Annotated in this window: 13 protein-coding genes; 5 read left to right on the forward strand and 8 right to left on the reverse strand. The window is 43.0% G+C overall.

Annotated elements, in window-relative coordinates:
- Nucleotides 1–110: 110 nt before the first annotated feature.
- From BMZ72_RS11315 to BMZ72_RS11330, 4 genes are read right to left on the reverse strand one after another with little or no spacing between them, the layout of a single operon-like run.
- Nucleotides 111–1,460, reverse strand: a complete 1,350-nt coding sequence (locus BMZ72_RS11315; protein WP_089808290.1) for a DUF3943 domain-containing protein — start codon at nucleotides 1,458–1,460, stop codon at nucleotides 111–113.
- A complete protein-coding gene (locus BMZ72_RS11320) occupies nucleotides 1,460–2,494 on the reverse strand; it encodes a DUF4421 family protein (RefSeq protein WP_177222758.1) in 1,035 nt (344 codons plus the stop codon). The genes BMZ72_RS11315 and BMZ72_RS11320 overlap by 1 nt, the downstream gene beginning before the upstream one ends.
- Nucleotides 2,491–2,898: a DUF2846 domain-containing protein gene (locus tag BMZ72_RS11325; RefSeq protein ID WP_177222759.1), complete on the reverse strand. Its 408-nt coding sequence runs from the start codon at nucleotides 2,896–2,898 to the stop codon at nucleotides 2,491–2,493. The genes BMZ72_RS11320 and BMZ72_RS11325 overlap by 4 nt, the downstream gene beginning before the upstream one ends.
- Before the next feature lie 37 nt (nucleotides 2,899–2,935).
- A complete protein-coding gene (locus BMZ72_RS11330) occupies nucleotides 2,936–3,757 on the reverse strand; it encodes a hypothetical protein (protein ID WP_089808296.1) in 822 nt (273 codons plus the stop codon).
- Nucleotides 3,758–4,200: 443 nt separating this feature from the next.
- Here BMZ72_RS11330 and BMZ72_RS11335 point away from each other — a divergent pair, with 443 nt between their 5' ends.
- Nucleotides 4,201–6,552 (forward strand): mechanosensitive ion channel family protein, encoded by a 2,352-nt coding sequence (locus BMZ72_RS11335; RefSeq protein WP_255373182.1) that lies wholly within the window; start codon nucleotides 4,201–4,203, stop codon nucleotides 6,550–6,552.
- A gap of 44 nt (nucleotides 6,553–6,596) precedes the next feature.
- Here the strand turns inward: BMZ72_RS11335 and BMZ72_RS11340 are convergent, their stop codons facing one another.
- The 3 genes from BMZ72_RS11340 to BMZ72_RS11350 form a co-directional block, all read right to left on the reverse strand.
- The gene (locus tag BMZ72_RS11340; RefSeq protein WP_177222760.1) at nucleotides 6,597–7,439 is read right to left on the reverse strand and encodes an alpha/beta fold hydrolase; all 843 of its coding nucleotides are present in this window, start codon (nucleotides 7,437–7,439) and stop codon (nucleotides 6,597–6,599) included.
- 16 nt (nucleotides 7,440–7,455) lie between these two features.
- Nucleotides 7,456–8,187 (reverse strand): hypothetical protein, encoded by a 732-nt coding sequence (locus tag BMZ72_RS11345; RefSeq protein ID WP_089808302.1) that lies wholly within the window; start codon nucleotides 8,185–8,187, stop codon nucleotides 7,456–7,458.
- Between the two features lie 84 nt (nucleotides 8,188–8,271).
- On the reverse strand, nucleotides 8,272–9,150 hold the full coding sequence (locus BMZ72_RS11350; RefSeq protein WP_089808304.1) for a helix-turn-helix domain-containing protein: 879 nt from the start codon (nucleotides 9,148–9,150) through the stop codon (nucleotides 8,272–8,274).
- A gap of 287 nt (nucleotides 9,151–9,437) precedes the next feature.
- On the opposite strand from BMZ72_RS11350, the gene BMZ72_RS11355 reads away from it, so the two are divergent.
- The 4 genes from BMZ72_RS11355 to BMZ72_RS11370 all read left to right on the forward strand — a co-directional run bounded on the left by BMZ72_RS11355 (nucleotide 9,438) and on the right by BMZ72_RS11370 (nucleotide 14,268).
- A complete protein-coding gene (locus BMZ72_RS11355) occupies nucleotides 9,438–10,286 on the forward strand; it encodes an oxidoreductase (RefSeq protein WP_255373183.1) in 849 nt (282 codons plus the stop codon).
- A 20-nt stretch (nucleotides 10,287–10,306) separates the two neighbouring features.
- Complete coding sequence (locus tag BMZ72_RS11360) at nucleotides 10,307–10,807, forward strand: DinB family protein (RefSeq protein ID WP_089808308.1); 501 nt, start codon at nucleotides 10,307–10,309, stop codon at nucleotides 10,805–10,807.
- 12 nt (nucleotides 10,808–10,819) lie between these two features.
- On the forward strand, nucleotides 10,820–11,836 hold the full coding sequence (locus BMZ72_RS11365; RefSeq protein ID WP_089808310.1) for an NADPH-dependent aldehyde reductase Ahr: 1,017 nt from the start codon (nucleotides 10,820–10,822) through the stop codon (nucleotides 11,834–11,836).
- 128 nt (nucleotides 11,837–11,964) lie between these two features.
- Nucleotides 11,965–14,268, forward strand: coding sequence for a histidine kinase dimerization/phosphoacceptor domain -containing protein (locus BMZ72_RS11370; RefSeq protein ID WP_089808312.1), 2,304 nt, complete (start codon nucleotides 11,965–11,967; stop codon nucleotides 14,266–14,268).
- Nucleotides 14,269–14,271: 3 nt separating this feature from the next.
- Here the strand turns inward: BMZ72_RS11370 and BMZ72_RS36955 are convergent, their stop codons facing one another.
- Entirely contained in the window at nucleotides 14,272–16,233 is a 1,962-nt protein-coding gene (locus BMZ72_RS36955) for a sigma-54 dependent transcriptional regulator (RefSeq protein WP_089808314.1), read from the reverse strand.
- Nucleotides 16,234–16,238 lie beyond the last annotated feature (5 nt).

The raw sequence follows: 16,238 nt of genomic DNA on the forward strand, positions 1-16,238 counted from the left end.
ACATCTTTCTATAGTCTGATAGTACTTATGCTGTGTCAATGCTTCGATTTCAAGGCAGGACTAGCGGAGGATAAGTATTATCAGACTATAGCACGACTGTAATTTAGCAATTAATCAAACTTATACCCTACAGAAAACCTGGCAAAAGGATAAATTTCTGCTACATTCCGGAACCCTTTATAAAACCCGTTTAACGTATACTGACCTATCCCCGCAGCGAGTGTAAAATCTTTTACAATCCGCACTCTTACATCTGCCGATAATGTATTCAATATAAAAGAAGAATTATTTCCATTCACTGTTTTAAAACGACTGCCTTTATAATTCAGCTCCGTTTCAAAACGGTTATTTACATTTAAAAATACGCTTGTCGTCAGACTAATACCCGGACCGTAATCATAGTTACGTCCTTCGCCATAATAAAGATACTTATCCGGAACGGCGCCTAACACAACAATCCCACTTCCTATTTCGGTGTAGAGTTTCGTTTTCCCTTTTCTAAACCAGTCTGATAATAGTCTGAATGTGAAACTCTGCCCGCCATATTGAAATGCATTATTCTTGATGAAATCATAATTCATCGTTACTGAATAAAGATGCAGCTGATCAGGACTCTCCTGCAGCGTCCATGTCTTCAATGCACCGATCACCTGAACAGTATTCAGATAGGTTGAATCACCACCGCCTGCTTCTATCTGTGCATAAAAGCTTTCAAATGGGATATTGGAAGGTTTATACCTGTCGCCATAAAGCAGACGTAACCGAAAATACAGTTCATTATTCCCCTTTGTATATTCATTCAGTGTACGGATATTAAAATGGCGCGTACCAATGTTCAGATAAACAGCCAATGCTGTGCTATCAGTATCACCATATACCCGTCCCCAGTTCCCATCAAGAATGCGATTTAATCCGTTCACCGGATTAATAACCAACGCTACGACTTCCTGTAACTGGCGTTTCATTCCCACGGCGCCGTTGTTTACAATCTTATTGGCAATACGGTAAGTCATCTCACCTAATGCGATCCCTCCCAGACTGGTATTAATAAAATCATTGGGAGCGGGGAAATGCGTCTCACCTGCTATTTCCCAGAGAAAACTACCCGCGAAAGCCGCAGGCGCAGACTGCCAGAAAGAATAACCATTTGTGCGAAATGTACTGTAATATAAATTACCATGATAGGGGTGTGCAAACTGGTTTGTCTTAAAATTATTATCATCCCATTCCCAGCTGGATGGTTTTAGATTGGTACCGATACTTTTAAAACTCACTTTTGCAAATTCAGCTTTTCGTACAAAGCGATTGAACGACCAGGGCAATAATTCTGTAATGACAAGTTCGCCGGCAGCTCTGAGAAATTTCTTTTTCACCGGACGAGCAGTATCTCCTCTTAGCTGGGAGAAACCCTGCAAAGCAATAACAGACAATAGTATGCTACAAAATATTATCCTTCCCATCAGTGAAATACTTTATCCATTTTCTTACTGATAAATCTGGGAGCTGACAGTCGTACACCAACGAACAATTGAAAAAATACACTCACATCCTGATCCACTACAGTAGACAATCCCTGTGCATATCTGGCGGAATAGGCACTGAGATAAGTGCCTGTGAATAGACGATGACCATTATACCCAAATCCAAATTTGGCATCCCATTGATAGATAGGGCCACGATTATTAAACGTAAAACGTTCCGGGCCTATTCTCGTAGTTACTTTGTAAAAGATATAACCAAATGAAGGTGTAAATCCACCAAACGCATACAGTGATCTTTTGACAACGAACGTATGCTGATAGCCAGCTCCCAGCATTAATTGCACATTCTGCGATTTCTGCGTAGAATAAGTGCCCTGCGTACGGTTATCGATGATATCATACTTGTATAATATTTTTGGTATAAACGCGCCTGCACTTTTCATTTGCCGCTCTGTCTGAGAGATGATAGCTGGTAGCGAATGTCTGGCGTTCGTATTATACCCTGTCTGCCCCTCAAAACGGGTTACATGCATGGCAGGCACCTGAAAATAAGGATCTCCCGGTTGCCAGTCGGGCCGGTAATCCTTTGTATTCTCCAGATAATAACCTTTAGTGTGTGAAAAATACAGGTCTGTGAACCAGTTTCGAAAATTCAGACTGGTGCCTAACCCGATACCTGATGTACGTCCTTTTTCATCGTCATCATTATTGCCGGGTAAAAAATGCGGGACATAGTTGATGTAGAATGAAATAAATCTGTAATTCACATAAAGGCGGAATAACTCCGATGGATTAGGTTGTAACACCTGCCTGACACTATCGGCCTGTAACACCAATGCATCAGCTGTATTGATGAGGGCTAACTTAATGTTGATCTGATCACTGAATTTTTCAATCCATCCACTGTCAGACGGGTTTCTACGAAAGGCGGTATCCTGGGCAATAACCAGTCCGCTATAAAGCAACAAAATCAGCAACAGGGTACTATTCAACAACCATAACCGACCTCTCATTCGCCGGCCATGCATTTAGTATTCTGTTTAAGTTTCTTCAACTTCAGCTCTGCAGAGTTCTTTGTTATCTCCTCACAGGAAACCGTATTAGCCCATATCACATCTACATAGATTGTTTTCCCCTCCTCCACAGTTATTTTAAATGGGGTGGATTTCTTATGAGAACCTAATCCGCCACTACTGGCTGAAACTGTATGTTCGCCCGCACTTACCGTATGGATAGAGTACGTCTTATTCTGCATTTTACAGGCGAGGCTATCATCGATAAACACGCGGAAGTTAACTGCTGACCCTACGTAGCCGGTCGCGCGTATAAAACACACTTGTCCGGTGGCTTGTGCAAAAGAATCAAAAGACAACAATAGGCTGACAAGTAACAAAGCAATACAACAGTATTTACGCATACTTTTCATTTTTGAGGTGAGTGATTGCAGGACAACATTATTTATTATAAATAGGAGAACGCTTTATTAAATACTCCATCGTATTTTTATACGCATCTTCTGTATTCCAGAAGGCCTTTCTGTTCTGATTGTATATGACCTCACTTTTATCATTGTAGATTTTCATATCCATGACTGTCTGATAATTCTGCAAATTTGTAGCATAGGTACTGGAAGTCCCGCTACCTTTCTTTTTACCTGACTTATCATTCTCATTTTCCTTGTTCGTGTAAGTACTGTTACCATAACTTGTTTGCGTCGTACGGTTCTGGGTAACCATACCATCTAATATGTATTCCACACCAAGGGTTTCACAAAGCTCACTCATACTATAGTTTAGTATGTTCACCCTCGAAATACCTGCTTTACTCAATTTTACATTAATCGCACGCGGACTTACAATTTCATAGACGCCGGCATGCTTATTCAGCATCGCATAACATTCACTTTGAATTTCCTCACTGACCTCCTGAGCCGCAGGTTGGCCATCTTTTACAAACGAAAAAGGTAAAATAGCTACTTTATTTCTTCTATCCTCTTTATTGGATGCAGTCTCCGGTTGTGCCACCGGCGCTCTATTTTCTACGATTGCTGCCGGTTTATTAAAGGTTTGTACTCTACCACTGGCAAAAGTGATCTTTGAAAGATCTGCCTTCTTTATTATATAGACAAGTTTCTCCCCGGCGTAATTAAATGTGATCGTACTATCGCTGATAGCAGTTACATCGCCTTTCATTTCTTCGCCATCATTTTTTAATACAATATCATGTTTCTTTTCTGTCTGAGCCTTTGTTTGCTGAGAAAATAAAATAACTATCAAGAGGCACAGTAAATGGCTGAGTAGTTTGGGTGTTTGCATAGCAACAGGTGAAGATTTACATAAAGAAGATAATTATCCGGGTTCACTCCTATCCTTTTCGTCATATAAGCAATACATCTTATAACACTAAGGCCCGCCAAATGTTCAAAAGATACTGAATATTTATTGACTGAAAAAGGGTTATACCGGACTGAGCATAACAGAAAATACCATCCACCGGACTGTGAAAAGTTATAAAACTTGGTTATTTTCAATAAGAGAATGATTGTATCCGGTAGACAAATCCGCAACGCCCAAATAATAATCTGCATATGTCTGTACTACGCCCCCTGTTATTACTACTACTTTTTATATACAGCTCATCCATATTATATGCGCAACATACAGACAGCATAAAAAACGAGCCTGTCGCAGACACCAATCCACAAAACTTTGTAGAGCGGATGAAAAAGTTCGCAGAAGAAACTAAAAAGAAAAGTATTGCTGAACGGGAGAGCGATAAGGCGGCTATTCTACAGGATCAGATACTGGAAACAGTAAAGCGGACAATGCAGCGGGCAAAAACATACCTGAAGAATGGACTGGACACTACAGGTATCAATGAAGACCTGTTAAACATCCAGTATTGGCACGAAGTTGCCAGCGACGGCATACTTACACACAGACAATCACTGATCACATACAGAGATCTGACGACTACCTATAATCTCCTGAAAGTGCTTGAAAGCAGGGCACTTAAAAACAAACTGACGCTTGACAACTTTCAACACCGGCTGTCTTCTTTCCGTTTTCAGTTAGATTCCCTGACCAGTGACTCAGCCATGTTCGCATTCCCGGATGACTCTGCAACACTGATGAAATATCTGCAAAAACTGATTGTGGTTGCACGTGAAATAAGCCCCATCGACAGTACATTAAAAAAAGCAATGAGTGATGTACAGACGCTGCAAACACAGGTTAATTTGCAGGTATACAAAATTGCAGGTACGCAGGAGGAAATAGAGTCCAATCAGCATACGATCTATCGCAGTACTTTCAGTCGTGAATTATCCATGTCCGATGATACTGTTTACCAGCCATTCCGGGAAACACTTCGCTATTCAAAGGCCAAAAGCTCGCTTACACTGCTATTCTATACAGAAAACACCATTGGCAATATATGTCTATTATTTGTGCTCATGGTACTATCTGCCATCTACCTTGTCTCTCTCAAAAGAATATACCGGCAGAAAAATCTGTTAAACAAAGACTTTAACGGACAACTAGTATTACGCTATCCTGTGTTATCTGCCATCTTCATCGTACTAAATGTATTCCAGTTCATTCTGCCCGCCCCTCCTTTTCTCTTTAGTGCAATCATCTGGATTATTCCTGCACTGACCCTCACTGTTATGTTTAAGGGCTTTATTAAAGGTTTCTGGATGCAGATATGGATGGCATTAATACTATTGTTTCTGCTGGCTTGTGCCGATAATGTTCTACTACAGGCATCCCGGATTGAAAGATGGGGGATGTTGCTACTTGCAGCGGCTGGTATTGTTGTCGGATTGCGGGCCATTATGAAAGGCAGGAAAGAAGATTTAAGAGAACAATGGATCGTATATTTTATTGGTTTGCTGGCAATACTTGAACTTGCATCTGTCATTGCCAATCTCTGCGGCCGTTATAACTTTGCGAAAACACTGCTTACCAGTGGCTATTTCAATGTTATCATAGCTATTATGTTTCTATGGACTGTCCGTATTATCAATGAGGGTATCAGCCTTGCCGCACATGTATACACCCGTCAGGATAAAAAGCTTTTCTTTATCAACTTCTCCCGTGTCGGCGACAGAGCCCCTATCCTCTTTTATTGTTTTATGATTGCAGGATGGTTTATCCTTTTCGGCCGGAATTTCTACGCATTCAGATTGATATCCGGACCTGTAAAGGACTTCCTGTCACAGGACAGAAATGTAGGAGACTATACCTTCTCTATTAATACACTCCTGTTGTTTATTCTCATCATGGGACTCTCTGTAATGATATCTAAGATCGTCTCTTACTTTGCTTCTGACAGACACCTACCCGCTTCCGGCCAACAGGCACAAAAACCTAAAATAGGCAGCTGGCTTCTACTGATACGAATAAGCATCATCAGTCTTGGTTTGTTCTTCGCCTTCGCAGCAGCAGGCATTCCTATGGATAAACTTGCCATTGTCATTGGGGCACTGAGTGTGGGTATCGGCTTCGGATTACAGACGGTCGTTAATAACCTCGTCAGCGGACTCATTATCGCCTTTGAAAAACCAGTGAACGTAGGTGATGTGGTAGAAATAGACAACCAGTCAGGCACCATGAAATCCATCGGTTTCAGAAGCAGTGTTATTTCTACCGGCGATGGAGCTGATATGGTGATGCCCAATGGCGACCTGTTAAATTCACACCTGATCAACTGGACATTAGGAGGAAGCAAACGAAAGATGAACCTGATGCTAGGCATTGCCTATGGTACTGATCTGAAAAAAGTACAGGAACTACTGATCACCATTATGCAGGCAGATGAGAGAATTGTAAAATATCCCGCGCCGGCTGTCATTTTCCAGGAATTTGGTGATAGTGCCATTGATGTGAAGCTGTTCTTCTGGGTCAGAGATATGAATGATGGTTTTCCAGTCAGAAGTGATCTGATTGTCAATATAGATCAGGTATTTAAAGCTAGTAACATCAGTATTCCGTTCCCGCAGCAGGATATACACATTATCAGAGAAGATACAGCAGAAAAAAAAGATAACGATAAAGAGCAGCTTCCATAAAATCACGTTACACTGTGACAGATTTTATGAATGCTGCTCCGGGATCAATAACTGTCAAGAAAATACTCCGCCTGACTTACAAATAATTCGGGATACTGATAAAATGATCCGTGTGCGGCATCCGGATACAACGATAATATTGCATCAGGCAAACGCTTAAACAGCTCATAAGAATTATATGTATCCATCATTTCATCATTACTGCCCTGTACAACAAATACAGGCTGTTGTATAGATGCAATATCAAAAGAAGGTGATTGCTTTCCCCAGTTGGTAATAGCCGTCAGCTGCGCGCCAATTGCCTGCACAGAAGCATCGGAATCTCTGTCTGCATTTCGCTCATACAGTCTGCCAAGCGTCGCCAGCCCTTTGCTACGGCTACGTTCCGATTGCTCAAAGAAAATGAATAAAAACCGTTCCCGGGGATCCAGTTGCATTGCACGGGCGATAAGATCAGGAAAGGTATGCAGTACTTTCACGCCTTGTGGTGCAGCACCTACAATGATGATCTTTCTGATAATGTCAGGGCGGATATGCGCCATGTACTGTGCAATAAATCCACCAAGAGAAAAGCCTAGTACATCAAACCGGCGAATACCTAATGCGGCTATAAATGCCAGTGCGTCTGTTGTCATCTCTGCAACACTATCAGGCGTCGTACCTGAACTGAGACCCACGCCTTTATTGTCAAAAATAATCAGCTGACGGCCTTTTGACAGCCCATTCGTGATCACAGGATCCCAGTTGTCCAGGGTACCGGTAAAATGCTGAAAACATATTAATGGAATGTCAGACGGCGCTCCCAGTGAACGGTAAGCATAACGGGTACCATTTGCTTCAATATATTGAGTGGGTGCAGTTGCGTGGTCATTGGACGGTGTATGCATGGTGGTCATTTTATGGTCAGGAAAACTGTATATCCAGTACATCGATAGATACCAGTACGGGCTCCGTCTGATAACTGTTATCTGCATCATTCAAGATATAGATCCTTCTCTCCGTACCGGTTTTAATCCCGGAGAATTCTTTATAGCCATCTATGATCTGTGTTGCAGCAGCTCCACCCAGTACTTCAGGCCAGTAATCATGTCTTCTTAAATGATAGTGCTGATCGAAATAGAAGCGCTGTTTTTTACTATGGGTCGCGATATTGCCAGGAAATGTCACTTCCAGTCGGCGCCATGTCTCCTCTCCTTCCTGCCATGGTTCAATTTCATTTACCTCATAACCAGGTAAAGTAAAATTAAAAGGAGTGGTGAGATAGTTCCATGTCGCATAACTGCAAAAATAGATCAACTGCATACGGCTCCAGGGCGTTTCAATAGTATGACCTGCGAAAGAAGCTCCCGGGTTGCGCAACTCTTCTACCACTTTACCTTCGGCATCCAGCAACGCTACACGGCCGGCATCAAATTCAGATGTCCATCCTGGTGAATAAATAGATTCCCAGCTGGCTTTCTGCTCATGCAATGCGCCGGTGAACACGATATCGCTAAGTATACCTTCATGTCCTTTAATCGTCCATGTCAGTCCACCGATCTGTACATGTGCCTCGATATGCTGGAAAGCATTCCATTTGTCCATTCCGCCATGGGCTTCCAGCACCCGGCTTAATAACTCATTTGTATTTTTCATAAAAGTTTGTATCTGTTATCGAAGTTAGCAGCACATCACAACGCTATCAATGTATCGTTAGCGGTAGTTATGGTATGCTTATGATCAGTTGATAATTTGTCTGCGGAAATCAGAGTAACGTTTCCCTGTGAATTTTTTAAAGAACTTACTGAAGTGAGAAGCATCATCAAAACCCAGCCGGTAAGAAATTTCCTTCAGACTTAATTCCGAATTCATAATAAGGCGTTTGGCTTCTGCTACAATCCTTTGTTGTATGCAATAACTGGTTGTAAAACCACAGCTTCTTTTCACCAGTTCATTCAGATAAGCGGGAGTAACCGCCAGCAGGTCCGCATAGTCAGCAGGCATCTTTAATGTCAGAAAATAGTTTTCCAGCAGTGTGAAAAAGCGCTTTACGAGCGGCGGACATCTGTTATAATCAATATCACCTTTCACTTTATTCAGCCGGCATACGTAAAGTATAAAAACCCGGAACAGGCTCCTGATCATCTCTTCCCTGAGTGAGGAAAAAGAACGGTGCTCTTCAGCAATCTGTAACGCAATTTCTGTAATAGGCACACGCTCGACAGTCGTCGCCGATATTGTATAATATTCAGATAAACCTGCGTGCAGATTGGGCAATATAATACCTGGCGTACCGGCGATCAACTGGAGATAGTCATAACTGAAAGACAATAAAAAACCTGTTGTTCCCTCATCGACAAGCATCGTACAGGCCTGTTTAGGACGTATGATCCCAATGTTTGAAGCGCTCATATGCAGATTAACCGGACCAAGATTACAATAACAATCCCCCTGCGTCAGTAGTATGATCTTATAATGATTATCCTGTGTGGAGGTTTCTATAATGTATGCCTCTTTCGCATTGATCTCTTCGATGGAAAAAGTTCCTGCGTTTAGCAGACGTTCACTGATGGTTGCGGTGATAACGCTATCCGGGGCAAATGTTGGTCTCATTATCATAAGTCCTGATTTTTAGGTTTTCCCTATTGTTCTCCCATAAACCCGAATAACATGCCACCTAAACAAAACAATGGATATCAATCATTTAAATACCACCCAAAGTACCCAGGCAGCGATATTTCGCTGATAACACTGTTTTTCGTCGCCGGTAATACACGATCTACGTTCTTTATCTATAGCTACGAAGCATACCTTTTCTAGAATCATCCATCCATTGATCCTGCTTATACAGACAGGTAATTTTGATGTCAGTTCCTACAATTTATCAATCTCAAATCATGATCAATATGGCATCACAGAAAGTATTAATGGTAACAGGGGCATCCAAGGGGTTCGGACTGGAAATAGTAAAAGCGGCATTGACAGCAGGTGACCAGGTGGTAGCTACTGTTCGTTCAGGTGCAGATCAATTATTTACGGCGTTAGGTAAACCGGCAGCACTTACGGTTGTGACGATGGATGTTACCAATGAAGCGCAGGTAAAATCGGCAGTAGCAACAGCCCTCGAAAAAGTTGGGAAGATCGATGTACTGATCAATAATGCAGGCTACGGCATGCTGACTGGTGTAGAAGAAGCTTCTGACGCTGAAGTCAGAAAACAATATGATACAAACGTATTCGGTCTGCTGAATGTACTGCGGGCTGTATTGCCCTCTATGCGGCAACGCAGAAGCGGTCATATTATTAACATTTCATCTCTCTTTGGTTATGACTCCGTCATCGGCTGGGGTATCTATGGATCCACCAAATTTGCGGTAGAAGGTATTTCAAAAGCACTTGCGAAAGAAGTAGCGCCATTAGGTATTAAAGTAACTTCCCTTGCCCCTGGATTATTTTCCACTGACTTCCTCGGCAAAGGTTCTTACCAGGAAAGTGTGAATAAGATAGATGATTATGCGGATACAGTCGGACAGGTGAGACAGATTCCCGAACAACTACACGGACAACAACCTGGTGATCCTTTAAAGCTGGCCCAGGTAGTCATACAGATAGCACATACAGATCACCCGCCTTTGCATCTGCCTGTAGGTACAGATGCTGTTGAAATGCTGAGGAACAACGCAGCAGCTACGCTGGAAGAAGCTGCCCGCTGGATAACGCTGTCAGTCAGTACAGATCATGTTGTAAAAAAATAACGTCATCAATCATTTAACAGATGTATCACAGCATAACGGCGTTTATCGGAGACTGGGACTTTGAAGTGCATAAAACAGTCAGCGTTTTTTCGTTACTGACAACAACTACCAGGAATGTGAAAGTACATGATAACGTACGCACACTGGACCGGCTGGCATTCCATATTTCACAGGTCATCAGCGACATTGGCATGCAGGTAGGTTTGTTAGACCAGGATGAACTGGCGGCAAAACCTACACCTGCTGACTTATCACAGCTTATTGAAATATATAAAGACTATCACCAGCGGATGCGTTCAGCCGTACAGACGCACTGGCAGGATAATATCCTTGATAGTGATGTACTCCTTTTTGGCAAAGCATGGAAAAAAGGAGATGTGCTCTCATTGCTTGTACAACATGAGATCCATCATCGCAGTCAGATGTCGGTTATCATGCGCATCCTGGAGCTCCCGTTACCGGAGCTATATGGCCCTGTAAGAGAAGACTGGATTAAAATGGGCCTCCCCATTGCAGAATAAAAAAGCAGCAATATGTCAACAGTTAATGCATGGGCTCAGCTGGAGCCAAAGGGGAAACTACAACCCTACAGTTATGAATTATCTTCCGTTACAGCAGAGGAAGTGGAGATAGCTATTGAGAATTGTGGATTATGTCACACAGACCTTGCTGTTTTAAATGGCGACTTCGGATTACCATTTCCGCTTGTAGCAGGACATGAGATCACAGGCCGGATTGTCGCCCTGGGTGAAGTAGCAAAAACCAAAGGATTGACTATCGGACAAACAGTAGGTGTTGGCTGGAATAAAGAAAGCTGTGGACACTGCGATCCCTGTCTGGAAGGAGACGCACATTTATGTGTAAACCTGAAAGCTACCGTACTGGGATATCATGGCGGATTTGCCAACCGTATTAAAGCGCACTGGTTATGGGTAATACCGGTACCTGAAGGTATCAGTGCTGCAGACGCAGGACCACTCTTCTGTGCTGGTATCACCGTGTTTTATCCGTTACTGGAATACGGCGTCCAGGCTACTGATAAAGTAGGCGTTATAGGCGTGGGCGGACTAGGACACCTGGCAGTACAGTTTGCACATGCCTGGGGAGCTGAGGTAACAGCGTTTTCTTCTACACCTGCGAAATTTGAAGAAGCGAAAAAATTAGGCGCAGACCATGTTGTTTCCAGTCGGAACAGCGATGAATGGGCATCACTGAAAGGACATTTCGATCTGATCATCGTGACTGTAGGCGTAACACTCGAATGGGACAAGATCATTTCCATGCTATCACCAAGGGGAAGACTGCACTTTGTAGGTATTCCTTACGAGGCAATACCAGTAACAGTGTTGTCGCTGTTAATACCACAGGCAGTGGTATCTGCTTCTCCTGCCGGCTCCAGAAGTGCCTTTGACAAAATGCTTCGCTTTGCGGCCAGACATAATATCCGCGCCATGGTGGAACATTTTCCTATGAGCAGGATCAATGATGCCATTGCGCATCTTGAATCTGGCAAAGCGAATTACCGCGTTGTTTTAGATGTAGATTTCTAATAGTGAGTGACACCCGTCCGTCTTCAGGCGGATGGGTATATTGTCATAACGACGACAATTCTGATAGTTTTCAGTAATGATTGACTAAGTTTGTCCAGTGGTTTCTACCCGTATAAACCTAGCATTTCATGTCTTCATATATATGCAAATATCATATTGTATTTATTCTTCTACTGTGTACAACAGCAGTCTTCGCACAAAAGAGTGACAATGAGAAAACGTTACTCCACAAACTCGCCAATGCTGTAGCAGACAGCAACAAGGTCCGCCTGTTCATAGAAACAGGTAATTTTTATGTGAATAAACCGGGAAGCGAAGCAGTGGATATGCAGGCAGCCCTATCTTACGCCAAAGAAGCTATTGCACTTTCCCATAAACTGGCCTTTCCCAAAGGAGAAGGTGGGGCATACGCATTGCTGGCACAGATATACCGGGAAAAAGACGATAGAAAATCAGGAAAAGCATACGCAGAGAAAGCCATCAGTTACTTTCCGGAGAATACACCTGCATCGGTAGAAGCCGCAGCTGCCTATATAGAGATATCTACCTATTACAGCATAGACAATGAATTAGAACTAGATACCAAGATCGTTTATTACACAAGGGCAGTCCGCCTGCTGAAACAGGCAGGCGCAGATCCCGTCAAACAGGCTGATGCACTTAAGTTTCTGGGAGATCTGATTGCTTTTAAAGGCAATCCACGACTGGCGCTTCAATACCTGGAAGAAGCACTCCATCTCTACCAGGCAGCCCATTATACGGACATACAGGACTTATACAGTCTGTTAGGCTTTGTAAGTGTAGAGACAGGACACCTGAAAGAAGGACTCGATTACCAGCTGAAAGGCACCCGGCTGATAGAACGTAAAAAGGATAGTAGTGGTACTGCCATTGCTACCTACAACAGACTGGGATATATCTACAACTACATGAACAACTTTGCAGATGCTGCTAAAGCATTTGAAAAAGCGCTCATTTATGCCAAACGAAATAACGACACCTCTGCCATTATACTGATCACTTCCAATACAGGCTCACCCTATATCCATTCAAATCAACCCAGAAAAGCCATAAAAGCTTTAACAGAAGTACTAAACAGGTACCCCATCAGGGATACGACCTATCTCATACACCTTGTGAGTATACTACTGGAAGCGCATACTGTTGTAAAAGAATATACACAGGCGGAACGTTACTATAACCAGATCAATCCGCTGGTCAGAAGAGATCATGCTTCTGAACCCTATATCGCTAACTTTCACTATGCTGCTATCAATTTATTTCTGGGCAAACAGGAAGTCAGCAAAGTATGGCCACATATAGACATACTGAAGAAAATTGCAGATAGCACCAAAGAATTGAAAGTACGTGGTAGTATAGAGCGGTATCAGTTCATGGCAGATTCCATGATGGGCAATTATCAGTCAGCTATTACACATTATCAGCAATACAGAGCCATACTGGACACCGTTAATAAACGCAATCACGACAAACAGATTGCAGAAATGGAAATACAGTTTGAAACAGAGAAAAAAGATATCGACATCGCCAATAAGGCAAATGATATACAGATGCTGCAAAAGCAGAACGACCTCCAAAAAAGAGCATTGAGCAGTGAAGCGATCTCCCGGAATCTGCTATTTGCCGGTATAGCGTTACTCGGACTGATACTATTACTTGGATATAGCCGCTATCGGCTGAAACAGCAGGCGAACAAGCAGCTGGAACAAAAACAGACTTCCATCAATCTACAAAATGATTCACTTAAACAACTGGTCAATGAACGCGAATGGCTGCTGAAAGAAATTCATCACAGGGTAAAGAATAATCTGCAGATCGTTATCAGCCTGTTGAACTCGCAGTCCCTCTACCTGAAAGACAATGCCGCATTAAATGTCATCAGGGAAAGCCAGCACAGAATGAATTCCATTTCCCTGATACATCAGAAATTATATCAGGGTGATAATTTGTCCGGTATCGATATGCGGGATTATATTTTCGAACTGGCTATTTACCTGCAGGATAGTTTTGATACGCGGGGAAAGATCGCATTCATGATGGATATAGAACGCTTGATGCTGGATGTATCACAGGCAGTACCTTTGGGCCTGATCCTTAACGAGGCAATTACGAACGCGATCAAATATGCATTTAAGGAGCGGCAGGAGGATGCAAAGATCAATATTTCGTTCAGACAGCAGGAGCAACAGGGCTTGTTGCTCAGCATCAGTGATAATGGCGCCGGACTTCCGCCAGACTTTGATCTCAGTACCAGTTCATCGCTTGGCATGAACCTGATGCAGGGATTAACCAGGCAGCTGGGAGGAACGATGGAGTGTAAAAATAAAGAAGGATTTCATATCCGGATCATCGTACAGAAAATAAATCTGCTCGGCGCAAAGGAGCAAACTAAGCACAACTATACGGCTTAAGTACTAATCTTTAAAATGAAAATCCCTTTTGATCCCCAGCTTCCTGATCTTGGAATTCAGGGTACTGGGTGGCAGCCCTAACAGCTCCGCTGCACCACCGACACCACATACTTTTCCCTTACAGCTTTTCAATACCTGCAGAATATGTTCTATTTCCATTTCTTCCAGGGTTTTGATCCTGTTTCCATCGGAAGAGGAGATAGTTGTCCCTACCTGTTGTGTAACGACTTTTGGCAGCATGATCTGTTTCAGAACAGTGCCTATTGTCATCAGCAGGCTCCTTTCCATTACATGTTCCATCTCACGGATATTCCCGGGCCAGTCGTATGAACGCAAAGCTTTTAAGGCATCAGGACTGATATCTGTGACATTACGGCTTAACTTCTCAGATAGTTTATCTACAAAATGTTGTGCCAGCAAAGGGATATCATCTTTACGCTCTCTGAGCGATGGTAATTCTACAGGGAATACATTCAGACGATAATAGAGATCTAACCGGAAACGCCCTTCTGCTACTTCTTTTTCCAGGTTTCGGTTTGTAGCGGCGATCACACGTACATCTATCTTAATGACCTTGCTACCTCCTACCCTTTCAAACTCTTTCTCCTGCAAAACACGCAGCAGCTTTACCTGTGATTCGACCGGCAATTCACCTATTTCATCCAGGAAGATCGTACCACCATCAGCCAGTTCAAATTTACCTGCGCGTTTATCAGTAGCACCCGTGAATGCGCCTTTCTCATGACCAAACAATTCAGATTCTATGAGCTCAGCAGGCAAGGCTGCACAATTCACCGTGATCAGTGGTTTACTCTTACGGGGAGACTGTTTGTGTATACATCGCGCGATGAGTTCTTTACCAGTACCACTTTCACCCAGTATCAGTACAGAACTGGGTGCTGCAGATACCATGTTGATACTGTGTAATACACTCAGAAAAGCAGGACTACGGCCGACTATTCCTTCAAACAGGTTATCATTGTCTATAACCGGTTTTTCCACACGTTTCCTTGCAACAATACGCGCACTCAGTGGATCATACTTTTGCTGAACCTGTTCCAGTAACTGACGGATACCATTTTCCATTCTTCCCAGCAAGGTAAACTGCTCTTCCGTATACGTGTCAGCATTGCGGCTGTAAAAAGAAATGACAGCTATATTACCGGCCGGCAACATCACGGCAACAGCCAGTCTGGCGTTTAAACGCAGATGATTACCCAGTTTACCTTCCCATGTCTTATCAGCTATCCATAGTCTGAATTCTGCATCATTCAGATACCCTCCTTTTTCATTTTGCAGCTGTGCAATTTTTTCGGACAGGATGCTATTTCTATCAAGACCCAAAGTCTTACACAATGCTATGTTGTCCAGTTGTTCATACTCATCATAGCCTGTTCGCTGGAAGCTCAGTTCTTCCAGTGTATGCTGTTTTTTACCGGTGATGGCAATATGGAGATAATCAAACGGAACGAATGTCTGTAAGACATCAGGGATACGGGCAATCTTATCAGTCAGTTCAAAGGGAGCCTCAATGATCTGCTGCAATTGTTTTTGCATTAACTGCTCACGTTGCAATGACAGTTGCAGATTATTCTGATGTTTGTACCTGGCAATATCCAGCATGATCAGCAGGTCCTTTTCCCGGAAAGGTTTTACCAGGAAACCGTAAGGTCTGGTAGCACGGGCAATTTCCAGTATACTCTGATTCGTATTCGCAGAGATGTATATAAATCCGATATTTTTCTGGCGGAGATATCCGGCCAGGTCAGTTCCTAATGATCCATCCAGCAGAAAGATATCCAGCAATACCCAGGTCGGCTTATTCCGCTCTATCATGGCTTTGGCCTCATCCACAGAAGCGGCGATACCACAAACGGCATATCCTGCCTTGATCAGCATCAGTCTGAGATCATTTCCTACGATAAATTCATCTTCGACGATCAGTATATTTTCCTTCATGGTCATTTCTC

The organism is Chitinophaga sp. YR627, assembly GCF_900114995.1.
Lineage (GTDB): Bacteria > Bacteroidota > Bacteroidia > Chitinophagales > Chitinophagaceae > Chitinophaga.

What these genes read in the sequence shown, in the direction of transcription:
- BMZ72_RS11340 (WP_177222760.1), bottom strand. Translation starts at nt 7,439, where the DNA reads ATGCATACACCGTCCAATGACCACGCAACTGCACCCACTCAATATATT.
- BMZ72_RS36955 (WP_089808314.1), bottom strand. Translation starts at nt 16,233, where the DNA reads ATGACCATGAAGGAAAATATACTGATCGTCGAAGATGAATTTATCGTA.
- BMZ72_RS11370 (WP_089808312.1), top strand. Translation starts at nt 11,965, where the DNA reads ATGTCTTCATATATATGCAAATATCATATTGTATTTATTCTTCTACTG.
- BMZ72_RS11335 (WP_255373182.1), top strand. Translation starts at nt 4,201, where the DNA reads ATGAAAAAGTTCGCAGAAGAAACTAAAAAGAAAAGTATTGCTGAACGG.
- BMZ72_RS11325 (WP_177222759.1), bottom strand. Translation starts at nt 2,898, where the DNA reads ATGCGTAAATACTGTTGTATTGCTTTGTTACTTGTCAGCCTATTGTTG.
- BMZ72_RS11315 (WP_089808290.1), bottom strand. Translation starts at nt 1,460, where the DNA reads ATGGGAAGGATAATATTTTGTAGCATACTATTGTCTGTTATTGCTTTG.
- BMZ72_RS11345 (WP_089808302.1), bottom strand. Translation starts at nt 8,187, where the DNA reads ATGAAAAATACAAATGAGTTATTAAGCCGGGTGCTGGAAGCCCATGGC.
- BMZ72_RS11355 (WP_255373183.1), top strand. Translation starts at nt 9,438, where the DNA reads ATGGCATCACAGAAAGTATTAATGGTAACAGGGGCATCCAAGGGGTTC.
- BMZ72_RS11360 (WP_089808308.1), top strand. Translation starts at nt 10,307, where the DNA reads ATGTATCACAGCATAACGGCGTTTATCGGAGACTGGGACTTTGAAGTG.
- BMZ72_RS11350 (WP_089808304.1), bottom strand. Translation starts at nt 9,150, where the DNA reads ATGATAATGAGACCAACATTTGCCCCGGATAGCGTTATCACCGCAACC.
- BMZ72_RS11365 (WP_089808310.1), top strand. Translation starts at nt 10,820, where the DNA reads ATGTCAACAGTTAATGCATGGGCTCAGCTGGAGCCAAAGGGGAAACTA.
- BMZ72_RS11320 (WP_177222758.1), bottom strand. Translation starts at nt 2,494, where the DNA reads ATGAGAGGTCGGTTATGGTTGTTGAATAGTACCCTGTTGCTGATTTTG.